Origin of the sequence: Cryobacterium tepidiphilum, from assembly GCF_003716325.1 — a bacterium.
Lineage (GTDB): Bacteria > Actinomycetota > Actinomycetes > Actinomycetales > Microbacteriaceae > Cryobacterium > Cryobacterium tepidiphilum.
Window position 1 is genome coordinate 1 of sequence record NZ_RDSR01000021.1, and the last position, 17,841, is coordinate 17,841.

The 17,841-nt window shown below is 67.9% G+C and carries 20 protein-coding genes and 1 tRNA gene; 6 read left to right on the plus strand and 15 right to left on the minus strand.

The window, feature by feature from the left end; all coding sequences use genetic code 11:
* On the plus strand, nucleotides 1–543 hold a 543-nt coding region (locus EEJ31_RS14010), incomplete at its 5' end, for an HNH endonuclease signature motif containing protein (RefSeq protein WP_199727338.1).
* Nucleotides 544–631: 88 nt separating this feature from the next.
* Here EEJ31_RS14010 and ftsX read toward each other — a convergent pair.
* The 3 genes from ftsX to prfB form a co-directional block, all read right to left on the minus strand.
* Nucleotides 632–1,546 carry a permease-like cell division protein FtsX gene (ftsX, locus tag EEJ31_RS11390; RefSeq protein ID WP_123046416.1) on the minus strand — a complete coding sequence of 305 codons (915 nt, stop codon included), beginning with the start codon at nucleotides 1,544–1,546 and terminating at the stop codon, nucleotides 632–634.
* Nucleotides 1,543–2,850 (minus strand): cell division ATP-binding protein FtsE, encoded by a 1,308-nt coding sequence (gene ftsE / locus EEJ31_RS11395; RefSeq protein ID WP_123046417.1) that lies wholly within the window; start codon nucleotides 2,848–2,850, stop codon nucleotides 1,543–1,545. The genes ftsX and ftsE overlap by 4 nt, the downstream gene beginning before the upstream one ends.
* A 68-nt stretch (nucleotides 2,851–2,918) precedes the next feature.
* Entirely contained in the window at nucleotides 2,919–4,025 is a 1,107-nt protein-coding gene (gene prfB / locus EEJ31_RS11400; RefSeq protein ID WP_123046418.1) for a peptide chain release factor 2, read from the minus strand.
* Nucleotides 4,026–4,100: 75 nt separating this feature from the next.
* On the opposite strand from prfB, the gene EEJ31_RS11405 reads away from it, so the two are divergent.
* Genes EEJ31_RS11405 through EEJ31_RS11415 form a run of 3 tightly spaced genes read left to right on the plus strand, consistent with a single transcriptional unit; the run spans nucleotide 4,101 to nucleotide 6,494 of the window.
* Entirely contained in the window at nucleotides 4,101–5,393 is a 1,293-nt protein-coding gene (locus tag EEJ31_RS11405; protein ID WP_123046419.1) for an MFS transporter, read from the plus strand.
* A 4-nt stretch (nucleotides 5,394–5,397) separates the two neighbouring features.
* Entirely contained in the window at nucleotides 5,398–5,835 is a 438-nt protein-coding gene (locus EEJ31_RS11410; RefSeq protein WP_123046420.1) for a nitroreductase family deazaflavin-dependent oxidoreductase, read from the plus strand.
* A 29-nt stretch (nucleotides 5,836–5,864) separates the two neighbouring features.
* A complete protein-coding gene (locus tag EEJ31_RS11415) occupies nucleotides 5,865–6,494 on the plus strand; it encodes a pentapeptide repeat-containing protein (protein WP_233563860.1) in 630 nt (209 codons plus the stop codon).
* A 6-nt stretch (nucleotides 6,495–6,500) separates the two neighbouring features.
* On the opposite strand, the gene EEJ31_RS11420 is transcribed toward EEJ31_RS11415, so the two are convergent.
* Complete coding sequence (locus EEJ31_RS11420) at nucleotides 6,501–7,385, minus strand: EamA family transporter (RefSeq protein WP_123046422.1); 885 nt, start codon at nucleotides 7,383–7,385, stop codon at nucleotides 6,501–6,503.
* Between the two features lie 89 nt (nucleotides 7,386–7,474).
* Between EEJ31_RS11420 and EEJ31_RS11425 the strand changes: the two genes are divergently transcribed.
* Nucleotides 7,475–8,326 (plus strand): PhzF family phenazine biosynthesis protein, encoded by an 852-nt coding sequence (locus tag EEJ31_RS11425; protein ID WP_123046423.1) that lies wholly within the window; start codon nucleotides 7,475–7,477, stop codon nucleotides 8,324–8,326.
* 21 nt (nucleotides 8,327–8,347) lie between these two features.
* Here EEJ31_RS11425 and EEJ31_RS11430 read toward each other — a convergent pair whose 3' ends face one another.
* The 7 genes from EEJ31_RS11430 to EEJ31_RS11455 are packed head-to-tail and all read right to left on the minus strand — an operon-like array spanning nucleotide 8,348 to nucleotide 12,878.
* Nucleotides 8,348–8,824 carry a pilus assembly protein TadG-related protein gene (locus EEJ31_RS11430; protein ID WP_233563861.1) on the minus strand — a complete coding sequence of 159 codons (477 nt, stop codon included), beginning with the start codon at nucleotides 8,822–8,824 and terminating at the stop codon, nucleotides 8,348–8,350.
* On the minus strand, nucleotides 8,821–9,282 hold the full coding sequence (locus EEJ31_RS11435) for a hypothetical protein (RefSeq protein ID WP_123046424.1): 462 nt from the start codon (nucleotides 9,280–9,282) through the stop codon (nucleotides 8,821–8,823). Before EEJ31_RS11435 ends, EEJ31_RS11430 begins: the two co-directional genes overlap by 4 nt.
* The gene (locus tag EEJ31_RS11440; protein WP_233563862.1) at nucleotides 9,257–9,667 is read right to left on the minus strand and encodes a TadE/TadG family type IV pilus assembly protein; all 411 of its coding nucleotides are present in this window, start codon (nucleotides 9,665–9,667) and stop codon (nucleotides 9,257–9,259) included. The genes EEJ31_RS11435 and EEJ31_RS11440 overlap by 26 nt, the downstream gene beginning before the upstream one ends.
* Complete coding sequence (locus tag EEJ31_RS14015; protein ID WP_199727339.1) at nucleotides 9,657–9,821, minus strand: hypothetical protein; 165 nt, start codon at nucleotides 9,819–9,821, stop codon at nucleotides 9,657–9,659. Before EEJ31_RS14015 ends, EEJ31_RS11440 begins: the two co-directional genes overlap by 11 nt.
* A 41-nt stretch (nucleotides 9,822–9,862) precedes the next feature.
* Nucleotides 9,863–10,798, minus strand: coding sequence for a type II secretion system F family protein (locus EEJ31_RS11445; RefSeq protein WP_123046425.1), 936 nt, complete (start codon nucleotides 10,796–10,798; stop codon nucleotides 9,863–9,865).
* Nucleotides 10,795–11,649 (minus strand): type II secretion system F family protein, encoded by an 855-nt coding sequence (locus EEJ31_RS11450; RefSeq protein WP_123046426.1) that lies wholly within the window; start codon nucleotides 11,647–11,649, stop codon nucleotides 10,795–10,797. Before EEJ31_RS11450 ends, EEJ31_RS11445 begins: the two co-directional genes overlap by 4 nt.
* Complete coding sequence (locus EEJ31_RS11455) at nucleotides 11,646–12,878, minus strand: CpaF family protein (RefSeq protein WP_123046427.1); 1,233 nt, start codon at nucleotides 12,876–12,878, stop codon at nucleotides 11,646–11,648. Before EEJ31_RS11455 ends, EEJ31_RS11450 begins: the two co-directional genes overlap by 4 nt.
* Nucleotides 12,879–12,983: 105 nt before the next feature.
* Between EEJ31_RS11455 and EEJ31_RS11460 the strand changes: the two genes are divergently transcribed.
* Nucleotides 12,984–13,065: transfer RNA gene (locus EEJ31_RS11460), tRNA-Leu, on the plus strand.
* A gap of 22 nt (nucleotides 13,066–13,087) precedes the next feature.
* Here the strand turns inward: EEJ31_RS11460 and EEJ31_RS11465 are convergent.
* From EEJ31_RS11465 to EEJ31_RS11480, 4 genes are all read right to left on the minus strand, one after another.
* Nucleotides 13,088–14,170 carry an ArsR/SmtB family transcription factor gene (locus tag EEJ31_RS11465; RefSeq protein ID WP_123046428.1) on the minus strand — a complete coding sequence of 361 codons (1,083 nt, stop codon included), beginning with the start codon at nucleotides 14,168–14,170 and terminating at the stop codon, nucleotides 13,088–13,090.
* A 4-nt stretch (nucleotides 14,171–14,174) separates the two neighbouring features.
* Nucleotides 14,175–16,043, minus strand: coding sequence for a CocE/NonD family hydrolase (locus EEJ31_RS11470; RefSeq protein WP_123046429.1), 1,869 nt, complete (start codon nucleotides 16,041–16,043; stop codon nucleotides 14,175–14,177).
* A 90-nt stretch (nucleotides 16,044–16,133) separates the two neighbouring features.
* Nucleotides 16,134–16,988, minus strand: coding sequence for a substrate-binding periplasmic protein (locus EEJ31_RS11475; protein ID WP_123046430.1), 855 nt, complete (start codon nucleotides 16,986–16,988; stop codon nucleotides 16,134–16,136).
* A gap of 79 nt (nucleotides 16,989–17,067) precedes the next feature.
* Nucleotides 17,068–17,841, minus strand: a complete 774-nt coding sequence (locus tag EEJ31_RS11480; protein ID WP_325049345.1) for an amino acid ABC transporter ATP-binding protein — start codon at nucleotides 17,839–17,841, stop codon at nucleotides 17,068–17,070.

Below are 17,841 nucleotides of genomic sequence, written 5' to 3' on the forward strand. Positions count from 1 at the left end.
CTCACCCACCCCGAGACCGGGGTGGTGCTCTCCATGGGAAAGACGAAATACAAAGTCCCCAAAGACCTCAAACGGTGGCTGCGGCTACGCGACCAGACCTGCCGCCGCCCCGGCTGCACCCGACCCGCCACCCACGCGGACATCGACCACACCACAGACTGGGCCCACGGCGGACCCACCGACGCGGCCAACCTCGCCGTCCTCTGCGAACCCTGCCACCAGCTCAAACACCTCACCGCCTGGAAAGTGAAACAACACGGCGGCGGCACCCTGGAATGGACCACCCCCACCGGCCGCGTGCACCGCACCGAACCCGCCGTGAGAATGCGAAGCCAAAACCCACCGGCCGAACCGGCCGGGGCGACCGAACCCGCCGGGCCGCCGGAACCAACCGAACGAAGCGAACCAACCGAACGGAGCGAACCAGCCGAAGAGTCAGAACCACCCGCGACGTCCGAGCGAGCCGAACGGACCGAACCACCCGCGGCGTCCCGCACAGACGAACCGCCTCCCCTCGACCCCGACGCACCGCCACCGTTTTAAGACGCACGGGTTCTCGTTCGCATCCACGGGGCAGAATCGACGAGGCAGAGTGAGGTCCTCACCTCCGCTGGTCGGTCACACCTTTCGGTTACACCTTGAGGTAGCGGGTGATTGCGAAGTTGGCCGAGAAGGCGGCGAGGATCGCCCCTGCCACCAGCAGGATCGGCACCACGATGATCGCGTCGTCGAGCCCGACCAGAGCGAATCCGGTGAAGCGCGCGCCGAGATATCCCTGCACGAACCAGTGCACGATGGCGACCACCGCTCCCCCGGCCAGCACCGACCCGAGCAGCGCCGCAAAGACGCCCTCGAGAATGAACGGTGTCTGGATGAACCGGTTCGAGGCTCCGACCAGGCGCATGATGCCGAGCTCCCGGCGCCGTGAGAAGGCCGAGAGGCGGATGGTGGTGGCGATCAGCAGCGCCGCGGCGACAAGCATGAGCGCGGCGATGCCGATCGCGGTGTAACTCGCGGCGTTCAGCACCGAGAAGATCTGGTCGAGGTACTTCCGCTGGTCGGCGACGCTCTCGACGCCGGGAACCCCCGACAGGGCCTCGACGAGCACGTCGGACTCCGACGGGTCCTTCAGGTTCACCCAGAACGTCTGGTTGAGCTGATCGGCCGTCACATAGTCGGCCACCGGGTTGCCGGCGAACTGCTTCTTGAAGTTCTCGAATGCCTGCTCGTGCGTCTCGAAGTAGTACTTGTCGATGAACGGGGCCAGTGTGGGCGATTCGAGGCGCTTCTTCACCGCATCGATCTGGTCCTGGCTGGCCTCACCCTCCGTGCACGTCTCGCCGGGCGAGATGGCGGTGCACATGTAGATGCCGACCTGCGCCTTCTCGTACCAGAAATTCTTCATCTGGCCGATCTGCATCTGCATGAGGATCGCGGCGCCCACGAACGTGAGCGAGATGAACGTGACGAGCACCACGGAGACAACCATCGAGGCATTCCGGCGCAGGCCCTGCGCCGCCTCGGAGAGAACGAGTCCGAGCCTCATCGGGTGGGCCCCACATTCTGCTCGCCGGTATGGTCTGGGCGCTCACCCGGTGCCCGGAGTCCGAGCTTCTCGGCGAGCGTGAGTTGTTCGGCCACGTGCTCCTGGGCGTCCTCACTGACCGGCGCGGGCGACTCGGCGGGGGCCGGTGCCGGGCGCGAGACGGGTGCAGGTGCGGGCCGCGTGACCGGTGCAGGTGCGGGCCGGGAGACGGGCGCCGGCCGGGTCACGGGTGCGGTTTCCGGTGCGGCGACCGGTGGCGCCGCCGGCGTGGGCGCAGGGATGGGCGCCGTTACAGGCGCAGGCGCCGCTGCAGGCGCCGGTTGCGCCGGAGAAGCGGATGCGGGCTGCGCGTCGCCGCCGGTCACAGACGCGGGGACAGACGCGGGAGCGGGGACAGACGTGGGAGCAGACGCGGGGACGGGCGCGGGCGCCTGTGCGGCTCCCGGACCGAACGGTGCGGGCACGTCCACCGCCGCTGTGGGCGGGAGAACGGGAGTCGACTGGGCGACCGCAGGGGTCGGCGCCGGCGGTCCCTGCTGCGGGTCCGCTTCGGGTCCGGCCACGCGCACCGGAACCGCGGGTGGCACAACCATGGCCTCGGGCTTCTGCACCGGGATGGCACTGGTCTTGTAGGCGCCCTCGCGCTCGTCGCGCACGATCTGGCCGCCGGAGAGCTCGATGACGCGCCGCTTCATCTGGTCGACGATGCCGGCTTCGTGGGTGGCCATGACCACCGTGGTGCCGCCCTCGTTGATGCGGGCGAGCAGCGCCATGATCCCTGCGCTCGTGGTCGGGTCGAGGTTTCCCGTCGGCTCGTCGGCAAGGAGGATCTGCGGCTTGTTGACGATCGCGCGGGCGATCGCCACGCGCTGCTGCTCGCCGCCGGAGAGCTCATGCGGCAGGCGCTGGGCCTTCTCGGCGAGCCCCACCATCTCGAGTGTGTCGGGCACGGCCTCCTGGATGAACCCACGGGACTTGCCGATCACCTGCAGGCTGAACGCGACGTTGTCGTAGACGCTCTTGTTCGGCAGCAGCCGGAAGTCTTGGAACACGACGCCCAGATTGCGCCGGAAATAGGGCACCTTCCGGTTCGAGATGGAGCGCAGGTCCTGCCCGAGCACATGGATGCGCCCACTGGTGGGCTTCTCCTCTTTCAGCACGAGGCGAAGGCAGCTCGATTTACCGGACCCGGAGGCGCCCACCAGGAACACGAACTCGCCGCGGAGGATCTCCAGGTCGATGGAGTTCAGTGCCGGCTTGTTGGTACCCGGATATTGTTTGGTGATGTGATCAAAGCGGATCATGGCGTCTAGAGCTTATGCAGGCATCCGCTGATTATCGGCTGCGACATGCCTGCCCGGCCGGTTTCGGGTCACTCGTGGTCTTGCTTGCGCCAGCGGATGCCGGCGGCGATGAACCCGTCGATGTCACCGTCGAAGACGTTGCTGGGGTTGTTCACCTCGAAGTCGGTGCGGAGGTCCTTGACCATCTGGTAGGGCGCCAGCACATAGCTGCGCATCTGGTCGCCCCAGCTCGCCGTGATCGTGCCGGCCAGTTCCTTCTTCGCTGCGGCCTCCTGCTCCTTCTGCATGAGAAGAAGGCGGCTCTGCAGCACCCGCATGGCGGCGGCGCGGTTCTGGATCTGGCTCTTCTCGTTCTGCATCGACACGACGATGCCGGTCGGCAGGTGGGTGATGCGCACGGCGGAGTCGGTGGTGTTGACCGACTGGCCGCCGGGGCCGCTGGAACGGAACACATCGACGCGGATGTCGTTCTCCGGCACGTCGATGGATTCGGTCTCCTCCATCAGGGGGATCACCTCGACGGCCGCGAAACTCGTCTGCCGCTTGCCGGCCGCACCGAACGGGCTCATCCGCACCAGACGGTGGGTGCCGGCCTCGACGCTCAGGGTGCCGAACGCGTACGGGGCATCGATCTCGAACGTGGCGCTCTTGATACCCGCCTCTTCGGCGTAGCTCGTGTCCATCACCGTGGCGGAGTACTTGTGCTTCTCCGCCCAGCGCAGGTACATGCGCATGAGCATCTCGGCGAAGTCTGCGGCGTCGACGCCGCCGGCGCCGGCGCGAATCGTGACGACGGCCGGGCGGGGGTCGTACTCGCCGTCGAGCAGGGTCTGCACCTCGAGTTCGCCGAGCACCTTCTGGATTCCCTTGAGCTCCACCGCGGCCTCGTCGGCCGACTCCTGGTCGTCCTCGCCGTTGGCGAGCTCCACGAGCACCTCGAGGTCGTCGAGCCGGTTGGCGATGCTCTCGATCTTGGCCAGCTCCGACTGCCGGTGGCTCAGCGCGCTGGTCACCTTCTGCGCACGCTCGGTGTCGTCCCACAGATTGGGCGCCCCGGCCTGTTCGCTCAGGTCGGCGATGTCCGCACGCAGCCGATCAACGTCGACCACCGAACGGATGTCGTTGAAGGTGGCCCGCAGTGCGGCGATATGCTCCGAAAAATCCAACTCAATCATGTCGGGGCAAGCCTACCGGGCCGCGCACGGGATGGAGCGGGCACGCGGCAGAGGCTGGCGTAGCATCAGAGGGTCATGAGTGAGACCCCGCGCCCCTTCAGCATCCGCTCGGTGGCACTCGCCGCGTTCCTGCCGACACTCCTCTTCTCCATCGGCGAGGGCGCGATCATCCCCCTCATCCCGATCGTCGCGCACAATCTCGGAGCCTCGCTGGCGGTCGCCGGGCTCATCGCCGCCATGGTCATGGTGGGCGAGCTCATCGGCGACATTCCCAGCGGATGGCTCGTGGCGCGCATCGGCGAGCGCGTCGCGATGATCGGCGCATCCGTTGTCGCGATCTTCGCGGTGCTCACCTGCATCGTCGCGCCGAACGCCCTGGTGCTCGGCATCGGCATCTTCTTCGTGGGCCTCGCGACAGCGGTGTTCGCCTTGGCGCGGCACGCGTTCATGACCAGTTATGTCCCGCTGGCCTACCGCGCTCGGGCGCTGTCGACCCTCGGCGGCATCTTCCGCGCCGGGTGGTTCGTCGGTCCGTTCCTCGCCGCTGGGCTGCTGCACCTCACGGGCAGCACGCAGGTGGTGTTCGGCGTCTTCATCGTCGCCTGCGTGGGCGCCGCGGTCATGCTCCTGCTGCTGCCGGACCCCGCGAGCACCTTCGGCTCCCGGCGCATGACGATCGGCGCCGACGGCACCATGCGAAGCGAGGGCGAGGAGTTCGCCGCGGAGGAGTCGCACGGCCTGTTCCACACCATCTGGAACCACCGGGGCGTGCTGCTCCGCCTCGGAACCGGGGCGGGCCTCATCGGCGCGCTGCGCGCGAGCCGCACCGTGATCCTTCCGCTCTGGGCCGTGAGCATCGGCATCAGCGAACCCGACACCGCGCTCATCATCGGCATCGCCGGGGCCATCGACTTCGCCCTCTTCTACGCCAGCGGCCAGATCATGGACCGCTTCGGCCGCATCTGGACGGCCCTCCCGTCGATGATCGGCCTCGGGCTCGGCCACCTGGCGCTGGCGTTCACGCACGACCTGCCGGCCAACGTGGAGTGGTTCATCGCGGTGGCGATGGCGCTCTCCCTGGCGAACGGCATCGGGAGCGGCATCCTGATGACCCTCGGGGCGGACCTGGCGCCGAAGGACAACCCGGCGCCGTTCCTCGGCGCCTGGCGCTTCTCCGCAGACCTCGGCGGGGCGGTGGCTCCCCTGGCCGTCGCCGGCGTCACCGCGGTCATCTCGATCTCCGTTGCCAGCGGCGTCATGGGCGTGCTGGGCCTCGCCGGTGCGGTCATCCTCGGCCGCTACCTGCCCCGCTATTCGGTGTCGCGGCCCCGGGCCACTTCACCGACGCCGCCGATCGAGGTTGAATAGGCGCATGCCTCTCAGCGGTGAATACGAACCCAGTCCCGCGAAATGGGTGCGCGACCAAGTGCAGCTCTACGAGAGCTCGGGCGGGACGAAGGGAACGACCCTCCGCGGCATGCCGGTGGTCATCCTGACCACCCTCGGCGCCCGTTCCGGCAAGATCCGCAAGGCGCCGCTGATGCGGGTGGAGCACGACGGCCGCTACGCCGCGGTCGCCTCGCTCGGCGGCAGCGACAAGAACCCGGTCTGGTACAGGAATGTGAAAGCGAACCCGCACGTCGAGCTGCAGGACGGCCCGGACCGGTGGGACATGACCGCCCGCGAGATCACCGGTGCGGAGAAGGACGAATGGTGGGAGCGCGCGGTCGCGGCGTACCCCGACTACGCGAAATACCAGACCAAGACCTCGCGCGAGATCCCCGTGTTCGTGTTGGAGCGGGAGCCCTGACCCGGCGACGAGCGGGCACGGCGCATCCGTTGCTCGACCCGGTCACCCTCGACGACCTCGTCGACGACAGCGGCGCACTCCTGCATGCCGGGGACAGTCGCGATGGCGAACGCTACACGGATGCCGATTTCGATGGCCTCGACCTCACCGGTGCCACCTTCCGCGAGTGCGAGTTCGCGCGCGTGTCGTTCACCGAGACGAAGCTGCGCGGCGCGACGTTCGCCGAATGCCTCGTCTCGGAGCTCCGCGCTCCCGTGTTCAGCGCGCCGTTCTCGCGCTGGCGTGACGTGCGAGTGGACCGGTCGCGGCTCGGGTCGGTGGAGATCTACGAGGCGGAGCTGCGCGGTGTGAGCCTCGACGGCTGCAAGCTCGACTTCGTGAACCTGCGGAACGCATCCGTCACAGACGTGCTGCTGGCCAATTGCGTGATCGAGGAACTCGACCTCGGCGGAGCGACCGTGCAACGGCTCGAACTGCAGAACTGCCGCATCGGCGTGCTCGATGTGGCAGGCGCACGCCTGAAGGACGTCGACCTGCGCTCGAGCGAATTCAGCACCCTGCACGGCCTCGAGGGGCTTCGTGGTGCGACGATCGATGACGGACAGCTCAGTCTGCTGGCTCCCCTGCTGGCGGACCACCTCGGGCTCGTGGTGGAGTGACCCCAGTTACGCCATCGCGTCGGCCGTGAGTTCCAGATCGGACTTGGGCTGCTCGCGCTGGGTGGCGATGGCGGTTCCGGCTGCCGCGCACACCACCACGATGGCGACAAGCTGCACGGGTGAGAACGACTCGCCGAGCACCAGGGCGCCGAAGAGCGCCGCGATGACGGGGCCGACGCTCGTGATGATCGAGTACAGCCGCTGCGGGAGGCGGCGCAGGATGAACGTGTCGAGGGTGTACGGGTAGGCCGAGGAGAGCGCCCCGATCGCGGCGAGGACGCCGATCATGCCCCAGCTGATGCCCGTCGCCGGGATGGTCGCGAGCGCCACGGGCAGCACAAGAATGAGGCTGACGCCACTGGCCACCGAGATGCCTTCGAGGCCCGGGAAGGTCATGGCGACGCGCTTGGTGAGCAGGATGTACGCGGCCCAGCACACCGCGGCGGCCAGCGCGTAGAGGAGGCCGGGGACGTTCAGCTCGCCGTCGCTCCAGGTGAGGAGGACGACGCCGGTCGCAGCGGCGATCGCGCAGGCGAAGTCGACCAGTCGCCGTGAGGCAGCCAGCACCAGGGCGAACGGGCCGAGGAACTCGATGGTCGCGGCGATGCCGAGCCCGAGCAGGTGCACGGACTCGTAGAACGTGAGGTTCATCACCGCCAACGTGAGGCCGAGGGCGAGTGCCGGCCAGATGCGGGTCCACGACAGGTGCGCGAGTCGCGGCCGGTAGAACGGCAGCAGCACGGCGACCATGACGAGCTGCCGGGCGGCGACGACGACGGGTGAGCCGACGACCGGAATGGCGAGACCCGCCAGCGACGAGCCGAAGTTGATGCTCAGTTCCGTGGAGACCTGTGCGGCCGCGCCGATCGTGTGGTTGTTCTTGCCGGTCACCGCGCTCCTCGTCGGCACCCGTGGTGGCGCCCCCTGCGAGGTTACCGGTTGCTCCCCCGCCTACTCGTCGTGCTCTATCGTCAGGGAGTATGAATCGCAGATTTCGCCAGGTCGATGTGTTCGGTGAAGTCGCGTGCTCGGGCAACCCGGTGGCGGTGGTGCTTGACGCCGAGGGGCTCGACGACGAGACACTGCGGCGCTTCTCCGTGTGGTCGAACCTGTCGGAATGCACCTTCGTGCTTCCGCCCACGGCCCCCGGGGCTGACTACCGGGTGCGCATCTTCTCCCTGAGCACCGAGTTGCCGTTCGCGGGCCACCCCACACTCGGGACCGCCCGCGCGTGGCTTGATGCCGGCGGGCGGCCCGCCGACCCGGGTGTCGTCGTGCAGGAGTGCGCTGCCGGGCTGATCCCCGTGCGCATCGACGGTGAGCTGCTCGCGTTCAGCCCGCCACCTCGCATCCGTTCGGGCGCCGTCGACGCCGAGACCCTCGCGGCAGTGACCGGCATTCTCGGGATCGACCGGGAGCAGGTCGTCGACGCCGAATGGCTGGACAACGGACCCGGCTGGGTCGGCGTCCTGCTCGACAGTGCCGAGGCCGTCCTGCGTGTGCGGCCGGATGCCTCCCAGCACCCGGGCCGGTGGGACATCGGTGTGATCGGGCCGCATCCCGCCGGCAGTGAGACGCAGTTCGAGCTCCGCGCCTTCTTCGGAGACGACGACGAATCTCTCCGCGAGGACCCGGTCACGGGAAGCCTGAATGCTTCGGCGGCTGAGTGGCTGCTCGCCACCGGGCGGGCGACGGCGCCCTACCTGGCCGCCCAGGGAACCGCGATGGGACGCCGCGGTCGGGTGCATGTCACGAGCGAGGACGGCACTCTCTGGGTGGGCGGACGAGCCGACGTCGTCATCAGTGGCACAGCGCAGCTGCCGACGGCGTGACGCCTGCCTCGCCCCTCGGCCTCACCAGAAGACCGAGCGCGCCACGGACGACACGCTCACCCGCAGCCCCTGGGGCAGCACGACCGCGACGACCGGTGGGCGCCAGAGCGCGCTGAGCGAGACCTCCGCGCCGCTGCCGTCAACGGATGCCGCGCGCTCCAGCGTCAGGCTTTCGAACCGGTCGTCTGCGACGGCGGCGAGATAGTCCTCAGCCGCCTGCTCCACATCCGCCGAGGACAAGACGGGCCGCAGGTGCTCCTCGCCGGGGGCCGCCCGCACGGAGGCCAGGGGGAATGCCTCGGCCGCGGCGAGCGCTGCCCCGTCGGCAAGGGTGAGCAGGCGCTTGCGCTCGAGGTACAGCGAGGTCGCCGCGACCACCACCAGAACGAGCATCAGCGCCAGGACCCCGTAGAAGATCGTCAGCACCAGGGTGGAACCGTCATCGGCGGTCCCGTTTCGACGCGTTCGCCGGCGGCGCGCATTCCGCCGCACCGTCACGGCACCGCTCCCCAGAACCGGGAGACCGTCTGGGTGGCCGACGCCTCGATGGGGATGCCCGCTGCGCCGGTGCCGCCCAGGAAGCTCGGAACGAGCGGCATCGGCACGACCGCCCGGATCGTCACCGTGACGCGTCCCTGCCGGGTCAGGCAGGGACCGGGCCGGTCGCACTGGATCTGCACGGACGGCGTGGCATCCACGTCGTAGTCGGCGAGCGCTAACTCCACGACGCGTCCGACCCTGGCGCGGGCATCCGACTCGTTCGGCGCCTGAACGAACACGCGGGCGGCGTGCCGAGCGGCGCCTTCGAGTGCGAGCGACCCGCCCTGCAGCGCCGCCATGGCGAGGATCAGGTAGACGAGGGGCACGAGCAGGATCAGGCCAGCGGTGATGAACTCCAGCGACGCCGAGCCTCCGTCCGAAGGGAGGCCATCAGTCGACGACTTCGACGGGCGCATGGCCGGCCACCTCCAGGCTCCGTCCCGGACCGAGCAGGCCGAGGACCGGCAGCGGCGCCACGACGCGGATCTCCGTGCTGGGCTGCCCCTGGAACCACGCGTAGTCCGCAGTGATGTTCTCGGTGTAGGCATCGCCCACCGTGAGCCTCAGGAGCTCCCGCGTGCGTGCCACCCCGTCGTCGAGGGAGTTCCCGGCGAGGGCCGCGAAACGCGCTCCCTCCGCCGCCGTGTCGAGCACGGTGTTGCGCACGAACAGGGCGAGACCGAGTTGCAGCACCGCGAGCGTCAACACGGTGAGGAGCACGACGACCATCGTGAACTCGGCGGTGGCCGAGCCTGCGTCATTGCTCCACGCCGCCTGTGGAACGGCGCGGTCAGAGGCCACTGACCCGGGCGATCGCCTGGTCGAAGAGGCCGCTGAGCGCCGGTCCCGCCAGGCCCCAGATGATCACGACGAGGCCCGCCGTCATGAGGGTGATCAGCACCCAGCCCGGCACATCCCCGGTGTCGTCGTCGCGTACGAGCCGCAGTGTCTTCATCGCTTACTTCTCCTTCTGTGTGGTGTCGTTCTGTGTAGTGGTCAGAATCCCGACTGCAGGACGAAGATCCCGGGGAAGATCGCGAAGATGACCGTGAGCGGAAGGATGAGGAACACCAGCGGGATCATCATCGCCACCTCCTTCTTTCCGGCGATCTCCAGAAGACGACGCTTGGTCTCGTCGCGGGAATCCTGCGCCTGGGCGCGCAGCACTTCGCCGAGCGGTGAGCCGCGTTCCAAGGCGCCCATGACCTGCTCGAGCGCCCGGGTCAGCGGGGCGAGGCGGATGCGACGGGAGAGGTCTCCCAGCGCGTCTGCGAGGGGAACGCCGGAATGCACATCAGCGAAAACGCGCGAGAACTCGCGCGCCAACTCGCCGGAGCTGGCCGTGGAGATGCGGCGAAGTGAATCGAGGATGCCCTCGCCGGCCGAAAGCGACAGGGTCAGGAACTCCAACACGGTGGGGAGCTCGCTGTTGATGCGGGAGAGCCGCAGCCGCGCGGACCGTTGCAGCATCCAGTCCCGGGCCCAGGCGCCGGCTCCCGCGGCGACTGCCGGCACTGCGATCTGCACGCTCGCCGGAGCGGCGTGCACGACAGGCAGGAACAGCGAGCCCGCCCCGGCAGCGAAACCGACGAGCGCCCACGCCAACTGCTCGGTGCGGAATTGCTCCACGGATTTTCGCAACCCGGACTGCTGCAGCCGCTGTGCCACGACATCCGTGCCGCCGATCGCGCGGGAGAAGGCGCCGGCGACAGCGCCGATGAGCGGCGTCAGCAAGCTGCCCAGGACGGGAAGCGGGTCGACCGAGTGCCGGCGCAGGAACTCCCGCGCCTGTGGCGAGACGTCGAGCACATACGGCGCCACCCGGTCCACGAGCCGAGGACTCCGCAGCCGAGGCGAGAGGCTCACCAGCGACCACAGGCCGAGACCGAGACCGGTTCCGCTCAACACCGCCCACGCCGTCGCGGTGCTCATGCGAACCACCGGCGTTCCTCGGGCAGTCGGCCGAGCGCGATCATCATGCGGTAGGCGATGACGGAGGCGACGAGGCCTCCGAGGATCACCGCGAGTCCGCCGGTCGTGTTGTACGCCACAGCGGCTTCGCGTCTCGATGCCAGCAGCAGGAGCAGCACCCAGGGCGCGGCGACCCCCAGCCTCGCCGCGTTCATGATCCACGATTGGCGTGCTTCGACCTCCTGCCGGATCGCTGTCTCCTGCCGCAGCCACGCGGCAAGGTTGCGCAGAACCACGGTCAGGTCGCTGCCCCCGACCTCCCGCGCCATCCGCAGCGTTTCCAGGATGCGGTCCGCCACCGGGTCGGCCAGGTCCTCCTTGAGGCGATCCAGGGCGACCGAGAAGCTGCCGGTCGCCCGATACTCGCGGTCGAACGCGGTGAAGGCGGCGCGGGTCGACACCGGACCGGCGTGCGCGAGGCTGCTGACGCTGTCGGGCAGGGCGAGACCCGACCGGACGGCGGCGACGAGGTGGTCGACGACATCCGGCCAGACGGTGCGCTGGCTGCGCCGCCTCGACTGCGCCCGCCACCCGACGAGCAGCGACGGGAGAACGGCGCCGCCGACGCCGGCGGAGACCGCCAACGGCACGACACCCAGGAGCGCGAACGCGAGAGTCGCAGACGCGAGTGCGACGATGGCCGAAACCGCCGCGAACACGGGAACGGAGACGTGCCCGAGCCCCGCCTGCACTAGGCGTTCGTGGAGCCGGCCCCGGTTGCGGCCCTGTTCAGAGTGCTGCCGCGGCCACAGCAGCGGCGAAGCCAGCAACAACACGCCGGCGCCGAGCAGGCAACCTAGGGCAAGTCTCACGAGGCCTCCCTCCCGAGCACCACGGCGGGATCCAAGCCGGCCGCGTGGAACTTGGTCAGCTTCGGGGGAAGGCTCCCGGTCGGGCGCAGCGTCCCATGCTCAGAACCGAAAATGGGCGTCGCCTCAACGTGCGCACCGTTCACCTGCCCGGTGAGGGCGAGGATCTCCTCCACCCGGCGTCGGCCGTGGCGGTCCATGGCGCAGTGGACGACGATGTCGACGCAGGTGGCGACCGTGGGAAGCACGAATGCCGCGTCGATGTTGCGGCCGGCCAAGAGCGGCAGCGTGCACAATTTTGCGAGGGCATCCTGCGCGCTGTTGGCGTGCAGTGAGCACATCCCCGGTAGTCCGCTGTTCAGGGCGATGAGCAGATCGAGACTCTCCGCCTCGCGCACTTCGCCGACCACGAGGCGGTCCGGGCGCATCCGCAGCGACTCCTTGATCAGCCGCCGGAGGGTGATCTCCCCCGTCCCCTCCAGGCTCGGCTGTCGGCACTGCATGGCGACGACGTCGCGGGCGACGAGATCAAGCTCGAACGTCTCCTCAACGGTCACGATGCGCTCGTTGGGACGGCCGGACGACAGCAAGGCGTTCAACATGGTGGTCTTGCCGGCCTGAGTCGCGCCCGACACAAGGATGTTCTGGCCGGCGAGAACGCACATGCGCAAGAACTCCGCGGCCTGCTGGCTCAGGGACCCCAACGCCACCAGTTGGTGCAGGTCGCGGATGCGGCGCGTGAACTTGCGGATGTTGACCGCCCAATGCCGATGGGTGATGTCGGGGATCACGACGTGCAGGCGGGACCCGTCGGGCAGCGAGGCGTCGACGAACGGCGAGGAAAGGTCGACCCGCCGGCCGCTGGCCTGGAGCATCCGTTCGACCAGGTCGCGCACACCGCGCTCGGTCAGCACCACCGCGGTGAGCTCCGGCACGCCGTCGCGGGCGATGAATACCCGCGACGGCGCGTTGATCCAGATCTCCTCGATGGTCGGATCGTCGAGGAGCGGCTGCAGCGCCCCGAACCCCGTGAGTGCGGCCACGACCTCGCGTGCTGCCTGGTGTTCGTCGGGGATGATCGGGAGCGCCCCGCTCAGCGCACGCTCCGAGTAGCGCTGCAGTTCGTCACGCACATATCGCCGCGCCAGGTCCGCGTCGGAGGCCAGGTCGACACCGTCGAGCCGTACACGTGACCTCACCTGTTCGGTGATCATCCGCACGGCCTCGCTCATAGATGCATCCTGCTCCTGAGCGGCCGGGCGCCGCTGAAGTTATCCACAGGGGCACCCGCGCAGGCAGGGCCGCCGCCGGGGTCGCCCCGTAGACTGGTGTCGCCCGCGGGAGTGGTGGAATTGGCAGACACGCAGGATTTAGGTTCCTGTGCTTTCGGGCGTGGGGGTTCAAGTCCCCTCTCCCGCACTGGAACGCCTTTGCATTCCCGTCAGCGGATGATGGCGCTCAGCACATCCTGCCCGAGATGCAGGATGAGCGAGGGATGCAGCCGATGGAACACCTGGCGCCCGTCGCGCTGGGAGCTGATGAGGCCGGCTTCGCGCATCACTCGAAGATGCCGCGACACGGCGGGCTCGCTCAGCTTCGTGCGCACAGCGAGTTCCGTGGTCGTGATCGATTCGCCGATGAGGTGACGGCACAGTTCCCAGCGCCCTGGCTCGGCGAGGGTGAGCAAACGCCTGCGGATCTCATCCTGCGACTGCGCCGCGCCCTCGGCGAACCCTTCCTGCGCGAGGTAGTGGATGACGATGGGGAGGCCCCGGTCCATCTTGACCATGACGTGCGGCCATCCGCGAAGCGACGGGACGAGGAGGAGACCGTTCTCGTCGACGCTGCCCGACGCTGACTGGAGCTTGTCGAAGAACACTGTTGTCTCGGAACCCCGGGTCGACGCCATCTTGGAGAGTGATTCGACGATGGACAGGAGGTCGCCGTCCTGCAGGTTCTCATTGACGAGCCTGGCTGAAGCTTCGAGCCGGGCGGAGGTCCTCCCCCATTCCTCGTCGAAGAAGGCCGTGCAGCATTCCCGCAGGACGCTGGCGAGTTCGGCGCGGAAGCCGCGGGGGTCGGCGATGAGCGACGAGGCGAGTTCACCCCGGTTGAAGGACCGCTGCTGGCATTCGGTCACCCACGACCGGTCGGTCAGGACGTCCTCCGCGCTGCGGAAGTCGACAACCCGGCCCCGGATCGCGTTGGCGGCGAGCGGCAGGAAGATGTCATCATCCATGTCGACGAGTTCGGCCAGCTCGTCGTCGATCGGCCGCCCCAACCTCCGGCTCGTCGGATAGAACAGCCGCATGCGGTACCTGGCCCAGAGCGGGGCGAACCGGAAGAGATCAGTGCGAAGGCTGTCGCTCAGCTGCGATGTCATCTTGTCGGCCCAGCCGCGCGATTCCGGGTGGTGGTCCGGCTCGGCCATGACATGCAGGCAGGCCATGAGCTCGGCCAACGGCGAGACCCCTGCTACGACATCGAGACGCCGTGCCTGTGAGAGCTTGAGAGCGATGACCACCGGATCAGTGTCCCATCCTCACCTCGGAACCCACGATGTGTACCGTCAGGTGGGACCGCCCGAGGTGGAGGGTATTGCGGGCGACCTGGGAGGTGCGGTCGGCCACCACCGCATTGCCGGTATTGGGGTTGACGTCACACCGCGGGAAGTTGCTGGAGGAGACGTCGACCCTGATCCGGTGTCCGGGCGAGAAGTAGTTCGCAGTATCAGGCAGTCTCACGGTGACCCCGTACGTCGTTCCCGGCTGCATCAGCACGGGCGACTCGAAACCTTCACGATAACGACAACGCAGCATGCCGTCGGTGATGTTCATGGCGAAGCCAGCCGGGTAATCGGCGTTCGCAGGGTACACGTCGACGAGCTTGACCGTGATGTCGGTGTCGGGTGCCGACGAAGAGAAGTCCAGCTCGAGGGTGAGGTCGCCGATGATGGCGAGTCCCTTCTCGAGCGGGGCGGTCTGGAAGCTCACGACATCGGGCCTCGAAGCGAGCGGGAGCAGGGTATCGGCGGCGTATGTGTCGGCGGTAGGGGTCTGGTCGAAAGCGCCGCCGTGCATGAGGGGCTCACCCGACGTGATGCCGCCACCCATGCTCGGCACCGGGTGGGAGGGATCGAAGTCGTATGAGATCGCGCCTGCGCGGGAGGGCGGGTTGAACGAGAGCGACCCGTCGGGGGCGAGGAAGAGCCGGGCCTGCTGCGTCTCGGCTGGCGGCCATTCAGCCGCGAATCGCCAGGTGCCGCCGTGGTCGAGGCGGCCGTCCGGATTCTTCCGCCCGGAGCCACCGCCCATGAGAAAGTAGGAGACCGCGGCGAGAGACACCGGTTCGTCGTTCAGCACCTGATCCAGCCACTGCGCCTTGAAGGTGAGGTAGTCGGTGCTCAGGTTGCCGTCCAGAGTGGCCTCCGGGCCGAAGTCGACATCACCCGACCACGTCACGCTTCGCGCACCGTGGATCCACGGGCCGAGGACGAGGAATGTGGGGGCGGCCTTCAGCTTCCTGAGCGAGTGGAAGTTCTCGACAGCGGTGAACACGTAGGGGTCATACCAGCTTGAAATGTGCATCGAGGGCACGTCGGGGAAGTTCTCGTAGAATCCCCTAGCGTACATGCCCGGTTGTGTCCAGAACCCGTCCAGCTCCTCATGGGACCACTGCTCGAACAAGAAGTCCTCGTACTCCGTCGATCCCGAGAGCGGGGAATAGCCCTTTCGCCACGGCATGGATCGGAACCACGCCGCCAGATCCTGGCCTTCGAGGTTGGCCGCCAGGACGGGGTCTTCCTCTGCCGCAGGACTCTTCAGCGCGTGGCGATAGGCCCAGATCACCTGCTTCAGCTCGAACGCTCCGCCGAATCGACCACCTGCCTCGAACGCATTGGAGAATCCGCCTGAGTCCAGGATCATCGCGGCCGTGGCCGGTGCGCCGACGGATGCGGCCGCCGCTTGAACGTGGGCGCTGTACGAGACGCCGGCCGTGATGATCCGCCCGTCGCACCACGGCTGCGCGGCCAGCCAGGCCTGGGTGTCGAAGCCGTCCTCCGCCTCGCCGGTGTACTTGGAGAAGACACCCTCGGAGTCACCGCGACCGCGGCAGTCCTGCCTCACGACGATGTATCCGCGTTCCACAAAGAACGCCGCACCGGACTCAGGTGAGACGGCGCCTCCGTCGGCGTGCCTGCCATCTGAGGGGCGCATCGCACGGATGTCGTAGGGCGTGCGTTCAAGAAGCACCGGCAAGGCACGAGTTCGATCGAGCAGCGTGTCGGAATAGATGTCCGTGGCCAGCAGAACGCCATCGCGCATGGGCGCCCACATGCGCGTCCGTTGTGTCGACCGGCCCTGGTCGTGGAGGGTTTCGAACGTGATGTCCGACATTGAGAACCTGCTTTGCGCGTTTCGTGCTGAGTGGAGCGACGAAGGGCCGGCCGGCTCGCGACCAGCCGACCCTTCGTCAGGAGAAGGGGGTTACTGCATGTCCTTCAGCGCCGGCCAGATCTCGACGAGCTGCGGCTGGGGCGCCTCGCTGAAGTAGCTCTTGTAGATCTTCTGGAACGTGCCGTCGGCGATCAGGTCGGCGACCTGATCGTTGTACGCGTCTTCGAACGCGGTGTTCCCCTTCTGGAACGCCACCGTCGTGGCGTGATCCACCGGCGAGGACGCGGCGATCTTGAGGTCGGGGAACTGCTTGAGGTATTCCTCCGCGTCGGGACCGCCGACGATGAACGCGTCGACGGATCCGGAATTGAGGGCGGAAACCGCAGCGTTCTGGCCATCGAAGTCGGTTTCGATCGCGCCGGGAAGCTTCTTCAGGTAGTCGACCTGCACCGACCCGGTGACGACGGCGACCTTCTTCCCGTCGAAGTCATCGAGGGAGGATGCCGGGCTGTCTTCCTTCGTGAGCAGGGCCGTCTCCGACCAGTACAGTCCCTTCGCGAAGTCGATCGACTTCTTGCGCTCATCGGTGACACCCAGGCCGTTAGCGACCATGTCGTACTGCTGTGAGGTGAGGCCCTGGATGCCCGCCGGCACCGGAGAGAGCTTGTAGGTCACCTTGAGGTCGAGCCGCTTGAATACCTCATCGTTGATGTCCATGATGAACCCCGACGGGTTGCCCTTCTCGTCAACGCTGGCGAAAGGGGGCTGGTCGCCCGAGGTGGAGGCCAGGACCTCACCGGGCGTGATCAGGTTGTACGGGTTGGCGTCGGCCGCCGCGGAGCCGGAGTCGCCGGAGGCTGCCGAGTCTGCGGCGCCGCAGCCCGTGAGCATGAGCAGTACCGCGGCCGAGGCGGCCGAGACCTTGACGAGGGAATCGATCTTCATTTTCGTACCTTCCTATTGGTGCATGGCTGGGTGGGCAGGGTTGCCCGCTGTGGCGGTTGTGCGTGTCAGGTGGTGCGTGTCAGAGAACCTGCGAGAGGAACTCCTGCAGGCGGGGGCTGCGCGGCGCGGTGAGGACCTCGCGGGCGACGCCCTGTTCGGCGATGACGCCGTCGTCCATGAAGACGACCCGGTCGGCCACTTCGCGTGCGAAGCCCATCTCATGGGTGACGACGACCATCGTCATCCCCGAGTGGGCGAGCTCCTTCATCACGTCGAGCACGCCCTTGACCAGTTCCGGGTCGAGTGCCGAGGTGGCCTCATCGAAGAGCATCACCTCCGGTTCCATGGCCAGGGCCCGCGCGATGGCCACGCGCTGCTGCTGTCCCCCGGAGATGTCGGCCGGCCGCTTGTGGATGAGCGCGCCGAGCTCGAGGCGTTCGAGCTGCATACGGGCGATGCGTTCGGCCTCGCGCTTCGGCATCCGCTTGACGGTCGTGAGCGCCATGGCGACGTTCTGCAGAATGTCGACGTGCGGGAAGAGGTTGAAGTGCTGGAACACCATCCCGACTGTTGAGCGCGCCTTGTTGACGTCGGCCTTGGGAGCGGTGAGTTCGACACCGTTGACGATGATCGTTCCCGACGAGGGCGGCTGCAGCAGGTTGATGCACTTGAGCAGCGTGGACTTTCCCGATCCGGAGGGGCCGATGATGCACACCACCTCCTGCGGTGCGATGTCCAGGCTCACGCCCTTGAGCACCTCGATGCTTCCGAAGGACTTGCGGATGTCACGAAGCCGGATGGCGGCCCCGTCGGTCAGGCTCATGTCGGGCCTCTGCATCGACGTCGTTGCCAT